Genomic DNA, 21,931 nt, shown 5'->3' on the forward strand with positions numbered 1-21,931 from the left:
AATGTGGCCCTAATTATTATTACTTCCCAAAGCTTATGTCTCGTCTGTTTATTGCTGAAAAACCAAGTTTAGGCCGCGCGATCGCTGCCGCACTACCGAACCCTCAAAAGAAAGACCAAGGCTTTATTCGCTGTGGGAATGGAGATGTAGTGACCTGGTGTATTGGACACTTGCTGGAACAAGTGGAGCCAGATGCTTATGACGAACGCTACAAAAAATGGAACATAGCAGATTTGCCGATTGTGCCGGAGCAGTGGCAGCTAAGGCCACGAAAAACTGCCAGTAAGCAATTGACGGTGATTCGTAAATTGTTAAAAGAAGCGACGGAAGTCATTCATGCAGGAGACCCAGACCGTGAAGGTCAACTCTTGGTGGATGAAGTGCTCGATTACTGCAAACTGTCTAAAACTAAGAAGCAAGCGACGCAACGTTTGCTGATTTCAGATTTGAACTTACCAGCAGTAAAACGAGCTTTGAGTTCAATGCGCAGCAACCGTGACTTTATCCCGCTTTCTGTTTCTGCGCTGGCTCGCTCCAGAGCGGATTGGCTCTATGGCATGAATATGTCTCGCGCCTACACCTTGCTAGGGCAGAAAGCCGGCTATCAAGGTGTATTATCGGTCGGGCGAGTGCAAACGCCAGTGCTTGGGTTGGTGGTACGTCGCGATGAAGAAATTGAAAACTTTATCCCTAAAGATTATTTCACCCTACATGCGTTAATCCCATATCAAGATCAAAACGGCGCATTTGATATTCGTGCGAGGTGGAAACCAAGCGAAGCGTGTAAACCTTGGCAAGATGAGGAAGGGCGAGTTCTCAACCGAAAGCTGGTGGAGAATGTTGCTGCTCGCATTAAGAACCAACCCGCCACGGTGAAAGAGTCTGAGCAAAAACAAACCAAGCAATCTGCCCCTTTACCTTATTCTTTGTCTGCATTGCAGATTGATGCGGCAAAACGTTATGGCATGAGTGCCCAGCAAGTTTTGGATACCTGTCAGGCATTGTATGAAAAGCATAAGCTGATCACTTACCCACGTTCGGATTGTCGTTACCTGCCGATGGAGCACTACGCACAAGCGGGCTCTGTGACGTCTGCAATTGCTAACAACGCCAAAGAGCTACAAAGCGCGGTTCAGGGCGCGGATTTGTCGATCAAATCGAAAGCATGGAACGACAAAAAAGTGGATGCTCACCACGCGATCATTCCTACGCCTAAGCAAGCTAATGTGAATGCGTTATCTGGCAATGAGATGAAGGTGTATCAACTCATTGCCCGTCAATATCTGATGCAGTTTTATCCAGCGGCCATTTACGCCGAAGCGAAGCTGGTATTTGATATTGCTGGAGGCACTTTTATTGCCAAAGGTCGTCAGCTTGTTTCTCCGGGCTGGAAAGCCTTAATGGGTAAAACCGATAAAGAAGACGACGGGATTGATGCCGTGCCACCTTTGGCAGAAGGCTCGGTGCTCACTTGCCGGGAAGGGGAAATAAATGATCGCAAGACTGAGCCGCCAAAACACTTCACCGAAGCGACCCTGTTGCAGGCGATGACGGGTATAGCCCGCTATGTTGCAGATAAAGAATTGAAGAAGATCCTACGTGAGACGGATGGCCTCGGAACCGAAGCTACGCGTGCTGGCATTCTCGATACACTCTTCAAGCGTCAGCTTTTGACTCGTCAAGGTAAATCGATTTTAAGCTCACCAGCTGGCCGAGGTTTGGTTCATGCGCTGCCGCAAGATGCTACTTATCCGGATATGACGGCACACTGGGAGTTCCAGTTACAAGGAATGGCCGAGAAAAATCAAGCCTATCAGCCGTTTATGCAATCGTTGGAGCAAAGAATAGATGGCCTGATGGGGCAGGTTAAGTCAGGGCCGATTCCCGAGTCTTTACGTCACTTACCTAAAGTCGAGCGTCCGGCCTTTAAGCGTAAGAAACGCAGCTATTCGAAGGGCAATGCCTCTAAATCTGGCGCACCAAAACGTAAGTCATCTTAAAAACAAAGCGGCACTGAAACTTGCCGCTTTAGTCTTAAACTTTACTACTCAAACAAGTTGCCATTCTTCTCAATCGAGCCTTTGACATCATCTTGAGTCAGGACACGCCTACCAGGGTAGTTCGGTACCATCGTAATTAATAAATTGGCCTGAATTCTTCTGTGTGCTTTGTTCAATCACGTTAGCAAGCCCAGCAGCCGAGAATTCAGCGTCAATTAATGCATTTGGCCCGCCCATGTCTGTGCGAACCCAGCCGGGATGAAGGGCTAGAACGGTGAACCCTTGGTCGGATAAGTCGTTGCTTAGACTTTTTACGACCGAGTTAAGTGCAGCTTTGGAAGAGCGGTAGATGTAACCACCACCTGAGGTATTCTCGGTCATGCTGCCGACTTTAGAAGAGATGCAGGCGATTTTCTTCATTTGGCCCTGTTGCAGCAATGGGTAGAATGTTTCGACTAATTTGAGTGGTGCAATGGTGTTGATTTCAAGAACTTTATGCCACTCATCCACATCGGTATTTCCAAACCCATAACCTTTAGGACCGTAGTAACCCGCGTTGTTTATTAATAGGTCGATAGCAGGCAGGTTCTTCGCGAGTTGCTCTACCTGCTTGTAGTTGGTGACATCTAGTTCATGAAGCGTTAAAGAGAAGTGCTGGTCGCTTAAACTGACTAATTCGTCGCTGTTCGCTAAGTTCCGAGTAGTCGCATGTACTTGCCAGCCATTGTCGAGATAGAGCTTAGTTAAACTCAGGCCGATACCGCGATTTGCACCAGTAATAAAGACGGTAGAACTCATCTGATTCCCTTATCCCTATTTGTTATCGAGTTATTGTTTTAGCTCTTCAAACCGTAGCAGTGAAATGGCATTTTATTCAATGGTTGAACTTGGTACTATTTCGCTACAATTGTTAAAAAGAACCTTCCATGCTGCCACTTATTTATCACCCGATATATTCAAAACTTGCTTTGCCTGAAGGGCACCGCTATCCGATCATGAAGTATCAATATCTTTATGAAGCAGTGCAAGAAAAGCTAGAGAATGAAAACAGCCAATCGCGAGTTCAGTTTTTCGAGCCTACGGCGCTTTCTGTAGCAGAGATTAAGAGAGTGCATGAGGCTGAATATGTGGATTTATTGGTTAGTGGTTCGATGCCGGCGGCTAAAATGCGCCGTATCGGGTTTCCCTGGAGTGAGGCACTGATCACCAGAACACTCACTTCTGCGGCTGGCACGGTTTTGACGGCGGAGAAAGCGTTGGAACACGGCGTGGCTTTGCATTTGAGTGGTGGATATCATCATGCTCACAGAGACTTCGGCAGTGGTTTCTGTCTGTTTAACGATTTGGTGATTGCGGCAAAGCATATGCTGGATCATGATGACGTTGATAAAGTCCTGGTCATTGATAGCGATGTTCACCACGGTGATGGTACGGCAACGCTCTGCCAGGATGAGCCGGATATTGTGACGCTCTCTTTCCACTGTGATAAAAACTTCCCGGCTAGAAAACCGGAGTCTGACCTGGATGTCCCTCTGGTAAGGGGAACCGATGACGAGACGTTCTTGATGGCGTTTAAAGAAGTGGTCGAAATGGCGCTGAATCTACATCGTCCTGATTTGGTGATTTATGATGCTGGGGTTGATATACACACTGACGATGAGCTTGGTTACTTTGACGTCACTACCCAAGGTATATTAGCGCGCGATCGCTTCTTAATGCAGCTGATGAAAGAGCGAGGTATTCCCGTTGCAGCAGTCGTTGGTGGCGGTTACCGCACTAACCATCAAGACCTTGTGCCGATCCACATGAATTTGATTCAGGCGAGTTTAGAAGTTTATAGCTAACGGTTTGAGCCCGTCGTATCGCTTGGCCTGATGGGGATGAGTCATCAGGCTAAGAGACAAATCAAGCCAGTTTTCCTGTATCAGGGTTCTTAGTGTGCGATGCACATAGGCGTATTGGCGACAGGGTCCTGAATGACTCGCGCATCAAGAGAGAACACATCCTTCAGCAGGGTTTCAGTGAAAACATCATCAGGCGAGCCTTGAGCAATCAGCTGACCTTTTTTGAGTACGACTAAGTGATCACAGTAGCGACATGCCTGATTTAAATCGTGTAATACCACGATCACTGTTTTTCCTTTGTTGTTCATCTCACGCATAATTTTCATCAGCTCAATCTGATGAGACAGATCCAGGTAGGTGGTCGGCTCATCCAGCATGACGATGTTGGTATCCTGCGCCAGAATCATGGCGATCCAGGCTCTTTGTCTTTGGCCGCCGGATAATGATTCAACCGTTTGTTCAGCGAGGTCTTCTACGCCAGTTTCTCGCATAGCATTTGCGACCATCTTCTTGTCATGCTCTCCCAGCTTCCCCCAGTGAGAAAGGTAGGGTGAGCGGCCGTATTCAACCAAGCGTTTTACCGTTACCCCCTCTGGCGTTTCTAATACCTGAGGTAATAACGACATCTCTTGAGCCAGGTGCTTGTCACGGTATGATTTCAATGCTTTTTCATTCAGCAGAACCTCACCGCTAGTGGGCAGATTAATTCGGGCTAGCGTTTTTAATAGCGTTGACTTACCACATCCATTTGGACCGATTAGCGCAGTAATTTTGCCTTTTGGTAGTGTGAGATTGAGCGCCTCAATAATCACCTTGTCACCATAAGAAACTTTTAAATTATTTGCAGCTATCATCACCACCCCTTGTAACGTTGCAATAAGAAAATGAAGTAAGGTGCACCAATTAACGAAGTTAAAACACCAGCTGGAAGTTCCAAAGGAGGGTGTATGCCCCTCGCTAAGGTATCGGATATCAGCACCATTAAGGCACCAAGTAAGGCTGCACCGGGTACAAGTAATTTATGATTGTGACCAAAAAGCATTCTTGCTAAGTGCGGGGCTAATAGTCCGACAAAGCTGATCGTGCCGCATACCGACACGCTGACACTGGCAAGAATGACGGCACTAATCAGTGAAAGTAATTTAATGCGTTTCGGTTTAATCCCAAGTGAGGTTGCGCTGTCTTCTCCCAGCCCCATTACATCCAGGCGCCAGGCTAACCAGCAGGAAAACGGAACCATGACTGCGAGCGCTATCGATATAAAAGGCACTTGCTCCCAGTTTCTTCCCCATAAACTTCCCGTCAACCACACCATCGCGGTGTTGATTTCTATCGGATGTACCACCATCAAAAAATCAATAAAGCTGGAAAGAAACGCACTGATCGCGATACCGATTAACGCAAGTCTTGCGGCGCTTGGCTGTACCTTGTAACCAATGAGGAGAATCAAACCGGCGGCAGCAAAACCTCCTGTTAATGCGGCCAGTGGCAAGTAATGTGTGGGCGCCTGTGGAAACATGACTAATAAGGTGGTCGCCGCTAAGCCAGCGCCCGCACTTATTCCCATCAAATCAGGTGAAGCGAGTGGATTTCGGATCACACCTTGCACCAACATACCTGATAGGCCGAGCCCCGCACCAACGCCGATAGCGAGGAAAATACGCGGTAACCGGTATTGATTGATAATGAAGTCAAATTCCCCACCACGGAGTAGGGTGTATGAGACCTGTTTTATCGAGATTTCAGATGCACCAACAACCAAACTCAAAATTGCGATAAATAACAGTGAGGAAGAGAGCAGGGTGAGTTTTACATTGTTCATGAAGATTTACTTTGCATGGCTAAAAACACAAAACAAGGCGTTCCAATCAGTGCTGTAATCACACCAACCGGAGTTTCCGCCGGAAAAGCAATCGCACGCGACAAAGTATCTGCCCATACAATCAATGCTGCCCCAAGTAATGCACTTGCTGGGATGAGGGTAATAAAGTTGTTGCCGACGAACCTTTTGGCAATATGAGGAACGAGCATGCCCACAAAGCCGATTGGCCCCGCAACCGCAACACTGGAGGCGGTGAGCAATACAACGGCGAAATAAGTCAATGCTCTGGTGAGCCTAATATTAATTCCCAGGCTAGTCGCAACGTCAGAACCAAGCGCAAGCAGGTTGAGCTGTCTGGCTACAAATAAAGCAATCACTAACCCTAATAAACTGGTTGGCCACAATGTGTTCCATTGCTGCCACTCGACGGAAGAAAGGGAGCCGGCTAACCAGTTGATGATCGAATAGGCTTTATCATCGGCCAATATTACCGCTGCTCTGGTCACACCGATAAGCAGCGCATTGACCGCAATACCAGCAAGGACAAGCTTGAGAGGGTGAGGTCTTGCAGCAAAAAAGCCACCGAGCGTTAATACGACGCCACCACTGATCACGCCACCCACAGCGGCGACTAAAACACTTGGCATTGTTTCTAAAAAGGGAACGCCGATACTTGCCAGTGCCATTAAACAGGCCGCACCTGCATTGATTCCTAAGATTGAAGGTGATGCGAGAGGGTTTCTTGTGAGTCCTTGCATCATCAACCCGGCAACCGCGAGGTTCGCGCCAATCAGCAACCCTGCTAGTACTCGTGGCATACGAATCGAGGCAATGATTTGTTGCTCCATGCTGAGCGGATCAAAGTCAAACAGATACTGGTAGATATGAGCGATCTTTAACGGAAAGCTAGACCAAGCGGTAAGAGAGTAACAGGCCCCAACTGCTGATAACAAAGTCAAAGGCATCCAGAGATAAAGAGTGGAAGTGAAAATTCGCATCGATTACTAGGTAAAACTCTCAGGCTAAAACCTTGATTGAAGCCATAAGGAAGAAAAGTTGAGTCAGTGTAACCATTATGAGAATCACAATCAATTGCGTTAAGTCAGTTAAATAGCTACCGTTTGCCACAGCGTATTTTCTAATCGAAGAACCATTCCAAGCGTTAGATATAGGTTTATTAACAGAAAAAACGACGGTGAGTGAATTTTAACTTGTATTGATAATGATAATAATTATTATGTCCGATCTTGATTTTGTATCTAAATGTGTACATTTGAAACAAAATAATAATGCATTTATGTGCAATTAAATTTATTTCTAATTGAGTTGTTTTATGAGATTCGCTGCAAACACCATCACCAAAAGTTTATTTATTACGATGGGACTGAGTTCCTATGCCGTTGCCGGAGAGGACATTACTCCAGAGGAGAGTTTGGTAGACGAGACCATTGTCGTTGTCGGACAACAAAACTCTTACCTGAACCCAAGAGTCACGACCGCAACAAAAACGGATATCGACCCGTTAGACACCCCACAAACGGTTAATATCATAAACCAACAGTTCTTGCAGGATATCCGAGCAACGACATTGGATGATGCCTATGGCTATACCACAGGCTTAACCCGTTCTAATGTCGATGCCGACGGTTTTACTCTGCGTGGTATGCCAGCAGATCTTAATACTATTCAAGTCAATGGATTACCGGGTCTGGCTTCTCGATTTGGATCGCCAACGACAGCCAACGTCGAGAGAGTAGAAGTGCTAAAAGGTCCGGCTTCTATCATGTATGGTCAAATCCAGCCGGGTGGTATGGTCAATATCATTACTAAGAAGCCTCAGGATACCGCCTCATTTAACTATGATGTGTCGGCGACAACATATGCGACTGGCGTGAGCGATTTCGGCGAAGATAACGGATTTACCGGGACAATTGACGCAACCGGGCCTCTAAATGCAAGCAAAACCTGGATGTATCGCCTGATTATCAGTGGTGAAAACGCAGATTCATACCGTGATGATGTTGACCAACAGAATTACTACTTATTCCCGACACTGACTCATCGTCCATCAGAATTAACCGAACTCACTTTTGGTTTGGAGCTTCAGTCAGAGCATCGTGTTGCGGACAACGGGCTGGTGGCGCTAAACAACGATATCGATCAGGTCGCGTCCATTGATACGCACTACCAGTCGTCTGATGATACCGATGAAGACGAAGGTTTGGTTGCGTTTGCCAGCTATAACACGATGCTGAACAATGGCTTCGACCTCACCGTTGATTGGCGTAGTGTGTGGCATGAGGACACGCGTGATCTTCATGAAACCAGAGATGTGGTTGATTCGAACAGTTTGGTTAAAGTACGCGACCGAGATCAAGTGAATAAGCGTGAATATCACTTCGTCGATGTTCACAGTACCGGTAGTCTTTGGACAGGTGACGTTGAACATCAGCTCCTTTTTGGCGGAAATATCGGTCTAGAGAAGCGAGACTTCCTGCGTGAGACGTATGCGACGTCAACGGTAGAATTTACAAATCCGCAAGACATAACCGGACGAGATCAAAGCGCGTATAAAATGGATCACCGCATCACGGATTACACAAACTACGGTTTATACCTTCAGGATACGGTGTACCTGAATGAAAAATGGACCGTCATGGGTGGGTTACGCTACATGCGTCAAGACGTCGATTTTGATTATGTCAGCAAGTCGACGGATGATACTCAGTCTACTGATGCCTTCGTTTCTCAGGCTGGCATCGTGTATAAAATAGTCGATGGGACCTCTCTGTACACCAGTTACGGCGAAAGCTTCAATCCGAATAGTGTTGAAAAGAAAAACGTTAACGATGATGCTTTTGACCCAGAGGAAGGGCGTCAATACGAAGTCGGGGTGAAAACCGATCTGTTGAGCAACAACAGTAACTTAACCGTCGCCTATTTCGATATCGAAAAATCCAACGTTGTAGAGAAAAACAGCAGCGGCGATTATGAACTTCTTGGCGAAGTGCGCAGCAAAGGTCTGGAAACCGAGCTGCTGATGAAACCGCTAGAGAACTGGCAGGTTAAGCTGGGGTACGCTTATGTAGACTCTGAAATTTCAGAAAACCCAGACGCTAGTATTCAGGGAAGCCGCACACCTATGACGGCTTATCATGATGCGTATTTCTGGACGAAATATAACTTTCCTTACCAAGTTGCGGGTGGCGTAGTGGGTACAACTCTTGGTGCCAACTATGAAGGTGCGCGTTACACCAGTGAAGACCTGTCTGACCGAGTTGAGCTTCCTGCTTATGTGACCGTTGATGTTGGTGTCCACTACGAAGCAAAAGACTACCGTCTATCGCTGAACGTAGCTAACTTGCTTGATGAAGAGTATTACGTAGGCGGAACGGACAGCCATAGATTGTATCTAGGCGATCCACGTAACGTTACTTTGAGTGTGTCAGGTAAATTCTAATGGCACTCCTACGCTTATTAACTAGTTTGCTTGTACTGTGCGCTTGCACGGTACAAGCCGAGCCAACACTTACAGACTCAGTACCTAAAAGAATTGTCGTGCTGGAGTACTCTTTTGTTGATGCTTTGGCTGTTATTGGGGTTTCACCGATTGGCGTGGCTGATGACAAAGATCCGAACAGAATTATTCCACAGGTGAGAGAACTCATCGACCCCTGGACATCTGTCGGCATGCGTTCCCAGCCAAACTTGGAAGTCATCGCTCAGCTTAAGCCCGATTTGATTATTGCCGACACTTATCGCCATAAAATCAGTCTGCATGATTTATCTCAAATCGCTCCGACCATTCTACTTAAGAGCCGAGGTGAGACGTATCAAGAAGGCCTGGAGTCTGCCTTAGCCATTGGCAAAGCGGTGGGAAAAGAACGTGAAATGAGAGCGCGCCTGGCTAAGCATCGTGAACTTATGGCGTCCTACAAAGGTAAGTTTAAAACCAACGGAACGGTGCAGTTTGCCAACGTCAATGAAAGAGGTATGTGGATGCATGGACCACTGTCATACACAGGAAGTCTATTAAGTTACTTAGGCCTCCAACCCGCGCTTCCTGATCTCAAGCAGAGCCATCTGATGGAGGCAAACCTTGAGGTTTTACTGAAACTGAACCCAGATTGGCTTTTCTACAGCAAAAGGGCAGGCGATACGGTGTTGGATAACTGGCAGAAAAGCCCGCTGTTTAAACTGTTAAAATTCAATAAAACCGGACAAGCGGTGCAAGTCTCACCTGAGCTTTGGTCTCTTAACCGAGGCATACTTGCAGCGGAGTCGATTGCCAAAGAGCTGGATACAATAATGGAAAAGGATTTGAGCTAGCAGGGAGGCAGAAGCGGGGGCCTGGAGCATGTTTAAGTCTCCCGTCATCTTGAACAGCGACGAAGGAGCGTGATTCAGGATCTCGTTTCCAAGCACTTTTGATTAAAGTTATTTCATAACTGCTCAGTGCGCTAATACTAGATTACTAGTCTCGCTAGGGCTCGCTGGAATGACCCAGAGAAAAATCGTTAAGCAATTGGTATTACTAATTTCTTAGCGGCCCTTTTACTAAATGTGGCTGAGTGCCGGGGTTGCGTTCAACTAGGGATTTAGAAATCCCGTTAAATTTTCCCATTGGCTAAAACGACGAAAGCCTGCAAATTTCTTTGCAGGCTTTCTAAATGTGGCGGAGAGATAGGGATTTGAACCCTAGATACGCTATTAACGTATGCCGGTTTTCAAGACCGGTGCTTTCAACCACTCAGCCATCTCTCCGTGTTGACGCGAATAATATAAGGCTTTGAAAATGTTGTAAACCCTAAATTTATCTGTTTGGATGTTTAACGCGCAATTTTGGGTTTTTTGTTGTTTTAGTAAACAAAAAGCTCCTCTTTGAGAGTCTTTTATCGTCAAGCGCATAAAAATAGTATTAATTGCTTTTGGTATACAAGCGGTGAAACTCGATGAAGCTCTGCGTTAATACGGGTATTCAGGGCTAGGAATCCGTTACCGAAAGCGCTTCCCACTTGGTGTTATGGATAACGTTCAAACGTTCATGAGTTGAACGAATTTTCGCTGTTAACACATCGTGTAAAGTTTCAATCACCGCTTTCCTTGGACTTGATTGTCGCTCCACTATACCTATTTGTCGTTTAATCTGGGGGGCGCCAAAAGGGACTCGGTAAATGTTAGACATTTCAGGCCTGATAGACATTTGAGGGACGACTGAAACACCAAGACCGTGATGCACACAAGTGATGATCGATTCAATGTTATCGACTTCGGCGACGTCGAGGGTTGAGATTTCCATTCTGGATAATTCGGTATTAATCAGGTTTGCAAGCGGGACATTGCTGTTAAAGCGGATGAATGGAAATTGTGAAAGAATTTCTCGTAATGTCATACCGCTTATCTCATGAGAGGAGATTAACCAAAGCGGTTCATTGATAAAGGGGCTCCACTTTAGGTTTGGCGGTATTTTGATATGTTCAGCAACAATAGCAGCATCCAACTGTCCTGAAGCCACGTCAGAGACGAGATCTTTGGAAAGGCCCACTATTAAGCTGGTTTTAAGGTTTGGATAACCTTTGTTCATTTCTACCATCGCTGAAGGCAGCAAATTTAGAGCACTAGAGCGCACAGCCCCGATGACAAAGGTGCCTGAAACCAGATCTCCTTTTAACGATAGTTTTGTATCTTCTTCCAACCTTAGTATTTGGCTTGCCATTTCTACCGTTTGCATGCCCTGTGGAGTGAGTTTGGGAGGGCGGCTGGTTCGGTCAAATAATATGATATCGAGCTCTTGTTCCAGAGCCGCGATTTGCTGACCGACGGCAGCTGGGGTTAAGCAGACATCATTGGCAGCTTTTGCGAAAGTACCATGCTTCCATATTGATACTAAGGTTTTGAGCTGTCTTGTGTCCATTATGTAAACCTTTCTTTTAGTAAACGTTAAATTTTTTTTGCTACCATAAGATTTTTTTGTTTTGTAGTCTACGTTTCAAGGTTGAGAAGGTAGAGAAATGATTCATGTATCACCAAATTTGTTTCTTAAACCTTCGTGTACTGCTGATACCACTACAACAAAGACAATAAAATATGGAAAAAACAATAATTGTTACAGGTCCTGATTTAGCAAGCTCAGCTGTCGAGATGTTAAATAATAAGGGATTTAAGTTGGTGCATACCGCGCCATATAGCGAAGAAAAAGAGCTGATAGACTTAGTTAAGAATACTCAAGCGGTAGGGATTATTTCTCGCATGGGAAAGATCACGCCAGCGATCATTGATGCAGGCATTCCCCACCTTAAAGTGATTGCTAAACATGGTGTCGGCGTTGATAACATCGATATTCAAGCAGCGGCTGAACATAGTATCCCGGTTGTTGTCGCTTCTGGTGCAAATTCGGTTTCAGTTGCAGAGCATACTATCGCGCTAATGTTAACGGTAATTAAGCAAATTCAACCGTTGGACAAAGGGTTACGCAGTGGGCTTTGGGAAAAACCTGGGTTTTTCGGCTACGAAGTTGCAACGAAATGTCTAGGCCTACTCGGTATGGGATCGATTGCCCAAGAAACCGCGAGAATTGCGAAAGGTTTAGGTTTGAGCCTATTCGGCTATGATCCATACGCAGACGAATCTGTATTTGAGAAGTTTGGCGTTGAGCGCTGTGAGACTTTGGATGAATTGTTATCTAAAAGTAACATTTTGAGTCTGCACTCACCTTTAACTCCAGAAACTCGTCACATCATCAATAAAGATACCATTAATAAGATGCCATCAGGCAGCTTCATCGTGAATACGGCGCGTGGTGGATTGATAGATGAAGAAGCATTATTAGAGGCGATTCAATCTGGTCATCTTGCTGGAGCCGGGCTAGATACTTTCTCAGTAGAGCCACCTTCTCCTGATCACCCTTTTTTCCAAGAAAGAAATATTGTGGTAACGCCGCACATTGCCGGAGTTACTAATGAAGGAAGTACACGTGTGAGTGAAAGTGCTGCACAAGGCATTATTTCAATCATTGCAGATGAAAAACTACCTACCTATCGCGTAATCAATCACAAGTTGATGGCCAGCGCAGACAAATTCGTAAAGATTGGAGAATAGAGAATGACATTAGGATTTAAAATAAATGCTCGGACACGTAAAGCATCTGATGAGTTATTGAATGCATATAAAGAGCTACCTGTCGCGAACGTATCCGATTCTATGAATCGTTTATTTGCGGCTGGTCCCACTCTTCGCCCTATGCACACCTCTGGTCAGTTGATAGGATCGGCAATAACGGTAAGAAGCCGCCCTGGAGACAACTTAATGCTTCACAAAGCAATTGATATGGCGGTACCAGGTGATGTCATTGTTGTTGATGGTGGTGGCGAAGTCACGAATGCGTTAATGGGCGAGTTGATGCTTGCTTATGCGATTAAAAAAGGTGTGGTTGGATTCGTTATAAACGGTGCCATTCGAGACCTGGACGCATTCCGAGAAATCAACTTGCCGACTTTTGCAGCTGGTGTGACTCACAGAGGACCATTTAAAGACGGACCGGGAGAAATTAACGTTCCAATTAGTATTGATGGTATGCACATTAATCCAGGAGATATCATTATTGGTGATTCAGATGGTGTTTTAGCCGTACCACTGGATGATGCTGAATGGATACTTGAAAGTACTCTCGTCAAGCAAGACAAAGAAGTTAAGCAAATGAAAGCGATCAGCGAAGGTTTGAACGATCGAACTTGGGTTGATAAAGCATTAAAAGAGAAAGGTTGTCTTGAAGTATAGGCAATCACTTTCAAGAAAATATAATTATTAATAATAAATTAAGAATTTAATTTTAAAAATGACGTGAATTCACAGTTAAAAATACTTAACGTGAATATATAAATAAGGAAAATGTTTCCTATTCTAATTATTGATTTTATGCATCGTGGGTAATGAGTACCCATATGCCTTGAATACGCTTAGATTATATCTTGCTCTTCCTGCGTTTAAAGAGCATGAGTAAAAGTCGTATCTCCAATCAATTGAATAAGAAACTATTCAAATATAACAAGACGGAGAAATGGATGTTTAATTCGATACTGAAATCTGCATTAACAGTTACCTGCTGCCTTACCTCTACATTTGCAATGGCAAATTATCCTGAAAAGCCAATTACTTTAATTGTGGGTTTTTCTGCTGGTGGTGGTACTGACGTTATGGCTCGTAACGTTGTCCCATACCTAGAGAAATATCTTGGTGATGACGCTACGGTTGTCGTAAAAAACATGCCAGGAGCAAGTGGTCAGATCGGTATTACCGAGGTCGCACACTCAGATCCAGACGGCTACACCATTGGAACATATAATTTGCCTGGTATGATGGCGCGTACATTAGATCGCGAAGCAAAATACAGTGCAGAGAGTTTCACTTACCTAGCTAATATCGTCAATGACCCTAACGTCATTGTTACCTCAAAAAGAAGTGGTATCGACGATCTGCAAAAATTTATTAGCGACGTAAAAGAGTCTTCACGTCCTTTGGCTATCGGCATGTCAAGCCTAGGTGGAGATGATCATTTGGGCCTAATTAAATTTGAAGGTTTAACCGACACTAAATTTAATATTATTCCATTCAAAGGTTCTTCAGCTGCGCGTACAGCCGTCTTGGGCGGACATGTGAAAGCGGCAGTGCTTAACATCTCTGAAGTCACAGAATTTAAAGATGAACTTAATATTATTGGTATTTCTGATCAGGAAAGATCCGAGTTTGATTCTTCTGTAGCAACGTTTAAAGAGCAAGGCGTTGATATGGTTAATGGCTCAATGCGTGGATTTGTTGCCCCAGAAGGATTACCTGAAGAAGTTAAAAATAAACTACTCGTTGCTTTTGAAAACCTTGCTAAGGATCCTGAATTTCTAGCGAAAATGAAATCAACAGCAAACCCTGTCTCAGTATCTATCGGCGAAGATTTTGAGTCTCTAAACAATGAGACTTATAAATTAGCGAAAGATGTTTGGGAAAAAACACCTTGGAAATAAAACAACATGTGGGTTTTTAAACCCACATTATTTCATTTTAGAACTGAGGTATATATGAGTAGTGTAAGGGAAGTATTACTTAAACCAATATCATTAGTATATTTTTTGATTGTTTTTTCAGCATTATTTCTATTTGTCCCAGCAATTGAGATTAGTGCTGAGTCGGGCATGTTGTCCAAACTAATGTTGGTACTTTTGGTATGTTTATCATTGTTTTCTTTATTCAAGATAGCAAAGCAAGCATATTGTGGGGAATATAAACATAAGGCGGTATTAAAATCACCGATACGAGTTTTTTCTTCACTATTAGCAATGGTTATTCTAGTCGCATGCATCGATGCTATTGGATTTTATCCAACAATAATCGTATTCGTACCTTTAATATCTTATTTCTTTGGCTGCAAGAACGTAAAAGTTTTAGCTATATCAACAGTTATCTTCGTATCGTTAATCTATTTAGTATTTAGTTTCGCTATGTCGAAGGAATTTCCGACCGGTTGGATAATTTAAGGATGAATAACTATGTATCTTGATTTACTCTCTGCCTTATCCAATGTTGCGTCGATGAGTAACTTTTTTGCCATCACGATTGGCGTACTTGCGGGCATTGCGGTAGGTGCGATGCCAGGGTTAAGTGCAACGATGGCTATCTCCGTATTAGTTCCTTTTACATTCGGCTTAGATCCTTTGGTGGCTTTGGGACTAATGGCTGGTATTTATAACGGCGCAATGTATGGCGGTGCGATTCCTGCGGTTCTTTTGAGAATCCCAGGCACACCTGCAGCCGTGGCGACTAGTTTTGACGGCTATCCGATGGCGCAAAAAGGGAAGGGCGGCTTCGCGTTGCAAGTGGCGGTTATTTCTTCTTCGCTAGGGGGGATTGCAAGCGCATTAGCTCTGATGCTTTTGGCACCACCTCTGGCGAAAGTGACACTCCTATTTGGTCCTTCAGAGGTATTCTGGGTCGCTGTCTTCGGTTTGTGTAGCATCATTTTCCTATTGGGAGAAGATCCGCTTAAAGGCTTAATAGCAGCGTGCTTTGGTGTTCTCGTTTCGATGGTTGGTGTTGACCCAATTTCTGGTGAAGATCGATTCACCTTTGGTTACCTCGAACTGGTTGATGGGATAAATATTGTTATCTTATTGGTTGGCCTATATGCATTGCCACCAGTGATTGACTTGTTGGAAACGCCTCTAGAAACAAAAGGCTTAAACAAGTCACTACAAACAGAATCTTTACTACGTTCTTTACCAAAAATGTTCAGGTTTTGGGCGACTTGGCTACGTTCTTCATTCATTGGTATTTGTATCGGCATTTTGCCTGGAGCAGGTGGCTCCATGGCGGCGTTCATGTCATACAACGAAGCGAAGCGCGCAAGTAAAACACCAGAAACTTGGGGCAATGGTGAGCCAGAAGGGATCGCGGCTTCTGAAACAGCAAATAACGCTGACACTGCTTCAGCGCTGATTCCTGCACTGACTTTAGGCATACCGGGTACCGCAGTTGCTGCTGTTATGTTGGGTGGTTTATTGGTCCACGGGCTACAGCCAGGACCTATGCTATTCAGAGATAACCCAGATATCGTGTTCGGCTTCATGTGGCAGTTCCTTTTTGGTGCGATATTGTTGATATTCTTAGGTGGCACTCTCGCAACGAATAGCTTTGCAAAACTACTTAAGTTACCAAGACCGGTTCTGGGTTCTATCATCATGGTATTGATGTTTATCGGCGTATATTCGATAAATGAGCGCATGTTTGATGTGTATCTAATGTTGGGATTTGGCTTAATCGGCTATGTGATGGATAAGTTTAAGTTCCCTCTACCTCCTGTGGTGCTAGGTCTCATCCTTGGAGGGTTCGCAGAAGAGAACTTGAGGCTTGCGCTACTTATAGGCGGCGGTGATTGGCGTGTATTATTCGAAAATACGACTAGCTTGGTTTTGGTCGGCCTGACTGTTGCGGTAGCGGTAGGACCTACATTGAAGAAAGCCATTCGTAAATAACGAAACTTGTAACTACTAGTGCTAAAAAGAGTGAATGATCCATATCATTCACTCTTTTTTATGCGTATTGCATTAGGAGCGCTTTGTCAGATAAATTTACGCTAGAGAACATTGCTTGGCTTTATCTCCCCACCTGCTAGAACGAATTTTAAACTTAACTTCAATTAATCCATGCTATCGAATCAGATCGGTTCTTAATTACTTACCCTAGAAATCCTTTGCCTTTAACGCTCCTTTTGTTTTTAGGGGAGTATCAGAGGTTTAATCTGCTGCTACTTCGATGTGGTATTTTCCGGCACACCTTATGTTCTGATTCTTCACTGTTTTGTACTTAGGTCAGATTTAAAAGAACGTTAAATGCGCAGTGAGTAGGTGAGTAACTAGGAATAGAATGATGCTATTACGAGAAGATTAAAAAACCCCAAAGGAAAGCAACACTCTCTTTTGGGGGCTGGGGTATAGGGACAAGCTGATTGGATATTACTTGCTTAGTTTTCTTTGGTATAAAACCGCTGTAACTCCGTTAAACCCTGCATGAGCACTGACATTTTAGGGCTATCATCACGCAGGCGCTTGTAGTCGTTGTCATACAACTTATAGTTACCAAACTTATCGATCACGGTAGTTTGCGTATTGGTTATTAACGCTAATTCTTTAGAATCCCCGGCTAATATCCAACGTCGGCGACTTTCATCGAATAAGTTGCGGCCACTACTGTAATCATAAGGGTTCGATGAAACCCCCAGCATGTCTTGTAGCAACGTTACCGAAAGATCCAAGTGGCTGGTGCTATGAGTAAAATTACCTGCCAGTCTGCCTGGCCAATGAATCACCATTGGCACCTGCAGCTGATAACGGCTGTAGTTGCTGTTCGCACCCCAGCTATTGGTGTTGGTTTCATTGAATTCACTGCCGTGATTTGAAGTGATAATAACCACGGTGTTACTCAATAAGTTCGTTTCTTTTAACTCATCAATAATGCTGGCAACGGTGTTATCTGCAGATTTAACCGCAAACTCGTACGCCTTTTTGAATCGTTCACTTGCTGGCATTTCTTCATCTGTATTTGAAGGAATCGATTCAAAATTATCTACGGCTGTGACTTCGATATAGCTAAACCAAGGTTGTTTTGCATTCTCGACTAACCATGTATTCCAGTCGGAGATGGATTGTTTGTCGGAATGTGTTTGTTTTTCTTCGAGCTGCTCTGCCAGGTTTAAGTTCCTAAAGATGATCTCTGGATACAGGTCATCTTCAAAGCCATTGCCACTGAATAAACCAAAGCTGTATCCCTGCTCTTTAAGCACATCAAGCATGACTGGTGATGAACCTTGGGCCTGAATGCTTGAAGCGTAACTGGTTGGCAAGCCATAGAATAAGCCGAAGGCACCATAGGTGTCATTGCTCGAGCTGTAGTGGTTACGGAAATTCTGATTTTCCTGCGCAAACTCATAAAGATTGGGCATCTCTTGTTCATTGAGTGCATCCGCTCTTAAATTATTCACGCTGATCATCAGAACATTGAGCTTGTTCACACGGCGGTTGAACTCAAGTTTCTCAAGCGGATAATTAACCAGTTCTACATTGCCTTGGTTTTCAGCCAAGCGTTTTAGGTACTCTTCACGGTCCAATAAGCCGTGTTTTTCCATAAAGCTTTTCGCTGTCATTGGATAGGACAACGGGAAGTTAGCTCGTTGACTGGTGATTGGGTTGTAGAAATATGCATCCGCCCAAATGTAGACCAAGTGGCTGGTGATAAAACTCAAGAAGAATAGGATAGCCAGAGGGCGACCCACGTGTTTATGAGAGAGTTTGCGTTGTTTTCGCCACACCCATTCTGAAAGCGCGAGCTGAATCAGAAAAATGAATGGCATCACAACAAATAAGTGTTGCAGGTCTGAGCTCAGAACGCTTTTATCATCGCTAAATAAAAGCTCCCACACTACGGGGGTTAGGTGTAAGTTGATCGACTGATACGCTTGAGTATCGATCAACAAAATCGTTTGACCGATTGTAGCGAATATCACTGCCACCAAGCGGAATAGCTTCCGAGATGGCAGGACAAAGGTCAACGGGAATAGAACCAGTAAGTAAAGAGCGAAAACCAGAAAGCCAAAATGACCAACCCAAGAAACTGCCAGATAAAACTGACCGAGTAAGGTCTCGGGCCAAGGCGATTGAGTAATATAGCGTGTGCCTATCAACATTGACGCAACAATGTTGAAGAATGCAAACCAATGTCCCCAACCTACTAGTCGGGATACGCGTTCGCCGTATGAGTTTCCGCTGTCTACCATGTATGTGTCTAATTATCCGTGATTAATGTGTTTTTGGTGTTTCTAATGAAGACATCAGTGCCTGAGCAAATTTTTCAGCAATCGCTTGACGTTGTGAAGCGGCAACTCGTTGATTTAAGACATTGGTTGCGATATTTCCTGCAATCATTAGTGTTAACTCAGGTGAAGCTGCATGTTTTTCAAGAACTAATGCGACTTCCGCAAGAATGTTCTCTACTTGTTCGTCAGTATATTTAGATGTAATCGGCATAAAGACTCTAATAATGATAGTAAAAGCGGCTTATGATAACCTACAATGCCCATCAACTAAAACCTTGTAGCAAGATAAAATCACTATGAGCCTTCATCTTTCAAACGTTATTCTGCATCAATTATGCAAAAACGATCAGGACGAACTGGTTGTTAACTTTCGTCCAGCATCACTAGAAAATGATGCATCGACTGAAAACCTCGTCGCTGAACTTCATCGAGTGTTCCATTCTAAAGCTGGTAAAGGTTTTGGGTCTTTCCAGTCAGACAGCGAATTTCAATTTTGGCTTCAAGAAATGCGCAAAGGTGAGCGAGATTTTTATGATTTCTCACAGATTAGTGCAAATCGACTGAAAGAAGAGTTGATTAAATACCCTTTTGCGGATGAAGGTATTTTAGTTTTTGCTGAGTATCAAAGCCTTGCGACGGACTATCTGTTTATTGGTATTTTGCCAATGAATCAAAGCCTAAAAGTGACCGAAGGTCTGGACATCAGTGCGACCGACTATCTAGATATTACTAAAATGGATATCGCGGCACGTATTGATTTATCGAGTTATGAAACCGACAAAGAGTCAAACCGCTATCTGTCGTACATCAAAGGGCGAGTAGGGCGCAAAGTGGCAGACTTCTTCCTTGATTTTCTTCAAGCGGACATTGGATTAGATACGAAGCAACAAAACTTGGTATTGATGCAAGCCGTTGATGATTTTTGTGCTGATTCAAAATTAGAAAAGCAGGAAGTGAACGAGTACAAGAAGCAAGTTTACGACTACTGTAATGAACAGATTAAATCTGGCGACGAAGTACAAGTCTCTGAGCTTTCTGGCGAATTGCCACCAAGTCAGGATGGTACAAGCTTTATCGACTTTACTAAAGAGCAGGGCTATGAGCTTGAAGAGTCATTCCCCGGTGATCGTGCAACGGTTCGTAAACTGACCAAGTACGTTGGTGCGGGCGGTGGTTTGAATATCAGCTTTGACAGCTTACTACTGGGTGAGCGTATTTTTTATGATCCAGAGACTGATACACTAACCATCAAAGGAACGCCACCAAACTTAAAAGACCAGTTGAGTCGTAGCTAAGTCTAAACGCGTATTACCAAATTCAAATCAAGAGAGCCCCTGGCTCTCTTTTTTATGTGCGACGGATAAAGTTAATGCGCTAAACCTAAAGAAGGTGGCAAGAGCCGGCGATTGTATGGCATTTTTCCTTAAGCTTACGCCTGTGTTACTCGCGGAATCCTGTATATTGAGAGATAATGATATATCCTTGTTATTAATGGGAATATGTTAGAGTGACGAGTTGCCGCCATTAAATACAGGGCCTGTGCTTGTGTTTGGTTTTATTCGTTTACGCATTCTCAAAAATGAAAATATATAAAAAACGCTAACAGATTGATATTACTCTGACTTAAAGCGTCAGAGGTTGAGGTATTCAGAGGCGGAACTGTCCTTTCAGTTCGCTTTGATTCCTGTTCTACACCAATTTACTAAAGGTAATTCCATGTCTGCTCATCGAATTTTTTCAATGATGGTTATGTGGGTGGCAATAACGCTTTCTGGATGCTCACTTTTAGAAGTGAAAATCGATAGTCAAACCGTTCCCCTTACCAAGCAAGAACTCAATATGCGTATATTGACGCGAGAATATGCGTTGCAATTTTTTGCTCAGGTAGAGCAAGCCGCTGACGCGTTGGAAGCTAAGTATGATCCCAATGACCAGATTAACCAGTCTTACATCCTGTTGTGGAAGATAAATGCGGAAGAAGGCTTGCAGGCTGCCGCTTTTCAGGTCACACCAATGGCTGGGCTGATTGATACCTGGGTTTTTGCCCATCAAGTTGACGAGTTTTATGCATCGGGCGCGGGCAGTAATCTGTTTGCGACGAATGAAGCCAAAAACGTCTCTGGGCATTTGGCGAATGAAGTCGATCAGCTCGCGCAATCTATATTGAAAAAAGAAGTGTATGACAGTACAAAACGCTTTGTGGCTGATTTCGTTAAGCAGCATCCTTTTGCTGACTTAAGCATGATCAGAACGCCAGCTTATCGAGCGTGGCTAGAATTTAATCAGATCAGTGAAGAAGAAGCGGTGACTACTTTAGGAACAATGCCTGAAGCGCTGGGGGATGTGTCAGATCGTTTGAGTTTGGCCTCTAAACAAACACCAAAAATCATGACCTGGAAAGCACAATTACTGGCATTAAACAGTTCTGCCAGCATCGAAAAAGTCAACGCAGCGCTAAGCAGTCTACAAGTAACCGCCGACTCGATGAGAGACTTTATCGATAACAATCCGGAATACATGCGCTATTTAGCTGAGCAAATGGCGGTTGAACTTCAGCCACTGGTTGATGATATCGATATGAAAACCGAAGCGCGCTTATCACAGTTAGGTGAAGAGCGTCAGGCGCTAGAAGACATGGTGGCAAGAGAGCGTCAGGAAATCGCGTTGATTATTACTCATGAGCGCGAAAAGTTCGCACAAGACATGGATCGTGTCTCTCAACAGGTTGTCGATCTGGCAATGACAAAGTTGATTGAGCTGGTGAAAAGCACCATTGTCTACTTTATTCTCTTTATTATCGCGATCTTCTTTGCTCCGCTTGGGCTTGGTTATGTGCTGGGCAAGCGGGCATCCGTTAAAGCAAAGGTAAAACAAAGTTAGTTCGACTGAATTACCAGAATTAAGCATAAAT

18 protein-coding genes and 1 tRNA gene are annotated in these 21,931 nt (G+C 44.2%); 11 read left to right on the forward strand and 8 right to left on the reverse strand.

From position 1 onward, the window contains the following. The first annotated feature begins 35 nt into the window (after positions 1-35). On the forward strand, positions 36-2,000 hold the full coding sequence (locus RXX31_RS09895; protein WP_317589065.1) for a DNA topoisomerase III: 1,965 nt from the start codon (positions 36-38) through the stop codon (positions 1,998-2,000). A 108-nt stretch (positions 2,001-2,108) separates the two neighbouring features. Here the strand turns inward: RXX31_RS09895 and RXX31_RS09900 are convergent, their stop codons facing one another. Then, positions 2,109-2,798, reverse strand: coding sequence for an SDR family oxidoreductase (locus RXX31_RS09900; protein ID WP_317589067.1), 690 nt, complete (start codon positions 2,796-2,798; stop codon positions 2,109-2,111). Positions 2,799-2,926: 128 nt separating this feature from the next. Here RXX31_RS09900 and RXX31_RS09905 point away from each other — a divergent pair, with 128 nt between their 5' ends. Further along, positions 2,927-3,844 carry a histone deacetylase gene (locus tag RXX31_RS09905; protein ID WP_317589069.1) on the forward strand — a complete coding sequence of 306 codons (918 nt, stop codon included), beginning with the start codon at positions 2,927-2,929 and terminating at the stop codon, positions 3,842-3,844. Between the two features lie 89 nt (positions 3,845-3,933). Here RXX31_RS09905 and fecE read toward each other — a convergent pair whose 3' ends face one another. Genes fecE through RXX31_RS09920 form a run of 3 tightly spaced genes read right to left on the reverse strand, consistent with a single transcriptional unit; the run spans position 3,934 to position 6,664 of the window. Further along, complete coding sequence (gene fecE / locus RXX31_RS09910; RefSeq protein WP_317589071.1) at positions 3,934-4,698, reverse strand: Fe(3+) dicitrate ABC transporter ATP-binding protein FecE; 765 nt, start codon at positions 4,696-4,698, stop codon at positions 3,934-3,936. After that, a complete protein-coding gene (locus tag RXX31_RS09915; RefSeq protein ID WP_317589072.1) occupies positions 4,698-5,666 on the reverse strand; it encodes a FecCD family ABC transporter permease in 969 nt (322 codons plus the stop codon). The genes fecE and RXX31_RS09915 overlap by 1 nt, the downstream gene beginning before the upstream one ends. After that, positions 5,663-6,664, reverse strand: coding sequence for a FecCD family ABC transporter permease (locus tag RXX31_RS09920; protein WP_411197972.1), 1,002 nt, complete (start codon positions 6,662-6,664; stop codon positions 5,663-5,665). Before RXX31_RS09920 ends, RXX31_RS09915 begins: the two co-directional genes overlap by 4 nt. A gap of 335 nt (positions 6,665-6,999) precedes the next feature. Here RXX31_RS09920 and RXX31_RS09925 point away from each other — a divergent pair, with 335 nt between their 5' ends. Both RXX31_RS09925 and RXX31_RS09930 read left to right on the forward strand, forming a co-directional pair. Then, positions 7,000-9,126: a TonB-dependent siderophore receptor gene (locus tag RXX31_RS09925; protein WP_317589075.1), complete on the forward strand. Its 2,127-nt coding sequence runs from the start codon at positions 7,000-7,002 to the stop codon at positions 9,124-9,126. Then, on the forward strand, positions 9,126-9,995 hold the full coding sequence (locus tag RXX31_RS09930; RefSeq protein ID WP_317589076.1) for a Fe(3+) dicitrate ABC transporter substrate-binding protein: 870 nt from the start codon (positions 9,126-9,128) through the stop codon (positions 9,993-9,995). The genes RXX31_RS09925 and RXX31_RS09930 overlap by 1 nt, the downstream gene beginning before the upstream one ends. A gap of 344 nt (positions 9,996-10,339) precedes the next feature. Here the strand turns inward: RXX31_RS09930 and RXX31_RS09935 are convergent. Then, positions 10,340-10,430 (reverse strand) — tRNA-Ser (locus RXX31_RS09935). Positions 10,431-10,650: 220 nt separating this feature from the next. Beyond that, positions 10,651-11,580, reverse strand: coding sequence for a LysR family transcriptional regulator (locus tag RXX31_RS09940; protein ID WP_317589077.1), 930 nt, complete (start codon positions 11,578-11,580; stop codon positions 10,651-10,653). Between the two features lie 173 nt (positions 11,581-11,753). Here RXX31_RS09940 and RXX31_RS09945 point away from each other — a divergent pair, with 173 nt between their 5' ends. From RXX31_RS09945 to RXX31_RS09960, 5 genes are all read left to right on the forward strand, one after another. Beyond that, complete coding sequence (locus tag RXX31_RS09945; RefSeq protein WP_317589079.1) at positions 11,754-12,764, forward strand: hydroxyacid dehydrogenase; 1,011 nt, start codon at positions 11,754-11,756, stop codon at positions 12,762-12,764. A 3-nt stretch (positions 12,765-12,767) separates the two neighbouring features. Beyond that, on the forward strand, positions 12,768-13,442 hold the full coding sequence (locus RXX31_RS09950) for an RraA family protein (protein ID WP_176293733.1): 675 nt from the start codon (positions 12,768-12,770) through the stop codon (positions 13,440-13,442). A 215-nt stretch (positions 13,443-13,657) separates the two neighbouring features. Further along, complete coding sequence (locus RXX31_RS09955) at positions 13,658-14,680, forward strand: tripartite tricarboxylate transporter substrate binding protein (RefSeq protein WP_317589081.1); 1,023 nt, start codon at positions 13,658-13,660, stop codon at positions 14,678-14,680. Positions 14,681-14,734: 54 nt separating this feature from the next. Beyond that, positions 14,735-15,190, forward strand: coding sequence for a tripartite tricarboxylate transporter TctB family protein (locus RXX31_RS24820; protein WP_411197973.1), 456 nt, complete (start codon positions 14,735-14,737; stop codon positions 15,188-15,190). Positions 15,191-15,202: 12 nt separating this feature from the next. Continuing rightward, complete coding sequence (locus tag RXX31_RS09960; RefSeq protein ID WP_317589082.1) at positions 15,203-16,684, forward strand: tripartite tricarboxylate transporter permease; 1,482 nt, start codon at positions 15,203-15,205, stop codon at positions 16,682-16,684. A gap of 488 nt (positions 16,685-17,172) precedes the next feature. On the opposite strand, the gene RXX31_RS09965 is transcribed toward RXX31_RS09960, so the two are convergent. Both RXX31_RS09965 and RXX31_RS09970 read right to left on the reverse strand, forming a co-directional pair. After that, on the reverse strand, positions 17,173-18,981 hold the full coding sequence (locus RXX31_RS09965) for a DUF3413 domain-containing protein (RefSeq protein ID WP_317589083.1): 1,809 nt from the start codon (positions 18,979-18,981) through the stop codon (positions 17,173-17,175). A 22-nt stretch (positions 18,982-19,003) separates the two neighbouring features. Beyond that, on the reverse strand, positions 19,004-19,231 hold the full coding sequence (locus RXX31_RS09970) for a YejL family protein (protein ID WP_317589084.1): 228 nt from the start codon (positions 19,229-19,231) through the stop codon (positions 19,004-19,006). Between the two features lie 85 nt (positions 19,232-19,316). Here RXX31_RS09970 and yejK point away from each other — a divergent pair, with 85 nt between their 5' ends. Both yejK and RXX31_RS09980 read left to right on the forward strand, forming a co-directional pair. Continuing rightward, a complete protein-coding gene (gene yejK, locus RXX31_RS09975) occupies positions 19,317-20,315 on the forward strand; it encodes a nucleoid-associated protein YejK (RefSeq protein ID WP_317589086.1) in 999 nt (332 codons plus the stop codon). A gap of 421 nt (positions 20,316-20,736) precedes the next feature. After that, complete coding sequence (locus RXX31_RS09980; protein WP_317589087.1) at positions 20,737-21,900, forward strand: chemotaxis protein; 1,164 nt, start codon at positions 20,737-20,739, stop codon at positions 21,898-21,900. Positions 21,901-21,931: the final 31 nt, after the last annotated feature.

The sequence above is a fragment of the Vibrio sp. EA2 genome (assembly GCF_033042495.1).
In the GTDB taxonomy this organism is placed as follows: Bacteria; Pseudomonadota; Gammaproteobacteria; order Enterobacterales; family Vibrionaceae; genus Vibrio.

Coding starts and splice junctions, on each gene's coding strand:
- RXX31_RS09940 (WP_317589077.1), bottom strand. CDS start 11,580: ATGGACACAAGACAGCTCAAAACCTTAGTATCAATATGGAAGCATGGT.
- RXX31_RS09930 (WP_317589076.1), top strand. CDS start 9,126: ATGGCACTCCTACGCTTATTAACTAGTTTGCTTGTACTGTGCGCTTGC.
- RXX31_RS09980 (WP_317589087.1), top strand. CDS start 20,737: ATGTCTGCTCATCGAATTTTTTCAATGATGGTTATGTGGGTGGCAATA.
- RXX31_RS09965 (WP_317589083.1), bottom strand. CDS start 18,981: ATGGTAGACAGCGGAAACTCATACGGCGAACGCGTATCCCGACTAGTA.
- RXX31_RS09915 (WP_317589072.1), bottom strand. CDS start 5,666: ATGAACAATGTAAAACTCACCCTGCTCTCTTCCTCACTGTTATTTATC.
- RXX31_RS09900 (WP_317589067.1), bottom strand. CDS start 2,798: ATGAGTTCTACCGTCTTTATTACTGGTGCAAATCGCGGTATCGGCCTG.
- RXX31_RS09955 (WP_317589081.1), top strand. CDS start 13,658: ATGAGTAAAAGTCGTATCTCCAATCAATTGAATAAGAAACTATTCAAA.
- RXX31_RS09945 (WP_317589079.1), top strand. CDS start 11,754: ATGGAAAAAACAATAATTGTTACAGGTCCTGATTTAGCAAGCTCAGCT.
- fecE (WP_317589071.1), bottom strand. CDS start 4,698: ATGATAGCTGCAAATAATTTAAAAGTTTCTTATGGTGACAAGGTGATT.
- RXX31_RS09960 (WP_317589082.1), top strand. CDS start 15,203: ATGTATCTTGATTTACTCTCTGCCTTATCCAATGTTGCGTCGATGAGT.
- RXX31_RS09950 (WP_176293733.1), top strand. CDS start 12,768: ATGACATTAGGATTTAAAATAAATGCTCGGACACGTAAAGCATCTGAT.
- RXX31_RS09970 (WP_317589084.1), bottom strand. CDS start 19,231: ATGCCGATTACATCTAAATATACTGACGAACAAGTAGAGAACATTCTT.
- RXX31_RS09920 (WP_411197972.1), bottom strand. CDS start 6,664: ATGCGAATTTTCACTTCCACTCTTTATCTCTGGATGCCTTTGACTTTG.
- RXX31_RS09905 (WP_317589069.1), top strand. CDS start 2,927: ATGCTGCCACTTATTTATCACCCGATATATTCAAAACTTGCTTTGCCT.
- RXX31_RS24820 (WP_411197973.1), top strand. CDS start 14,735: ATGAGTAGTGTAAGGGAAGTATTACTTAAACCAATATCATTAGTATAT.
- yejK (WP_317589086.1), top strand. CDS start 19,317: ATGAGCCTTCATCTTTCAAACGTTATTCTGCATCAATTATGCAAAAAC.
- RXX31_RS09895 (WP_317589065.1), top strand. CDS start 36: ATGTCTCGTCTGTTTATTGCTGAAAAACCAAGTTTAGGCCGCGCGATC.
- RXX31_RS09925 (WP_317589075.1), top strand. CDS start 7,000: ATGAGATTCGCTGCAAACACCATCACCAAAAGTTTATTTATTACGATG.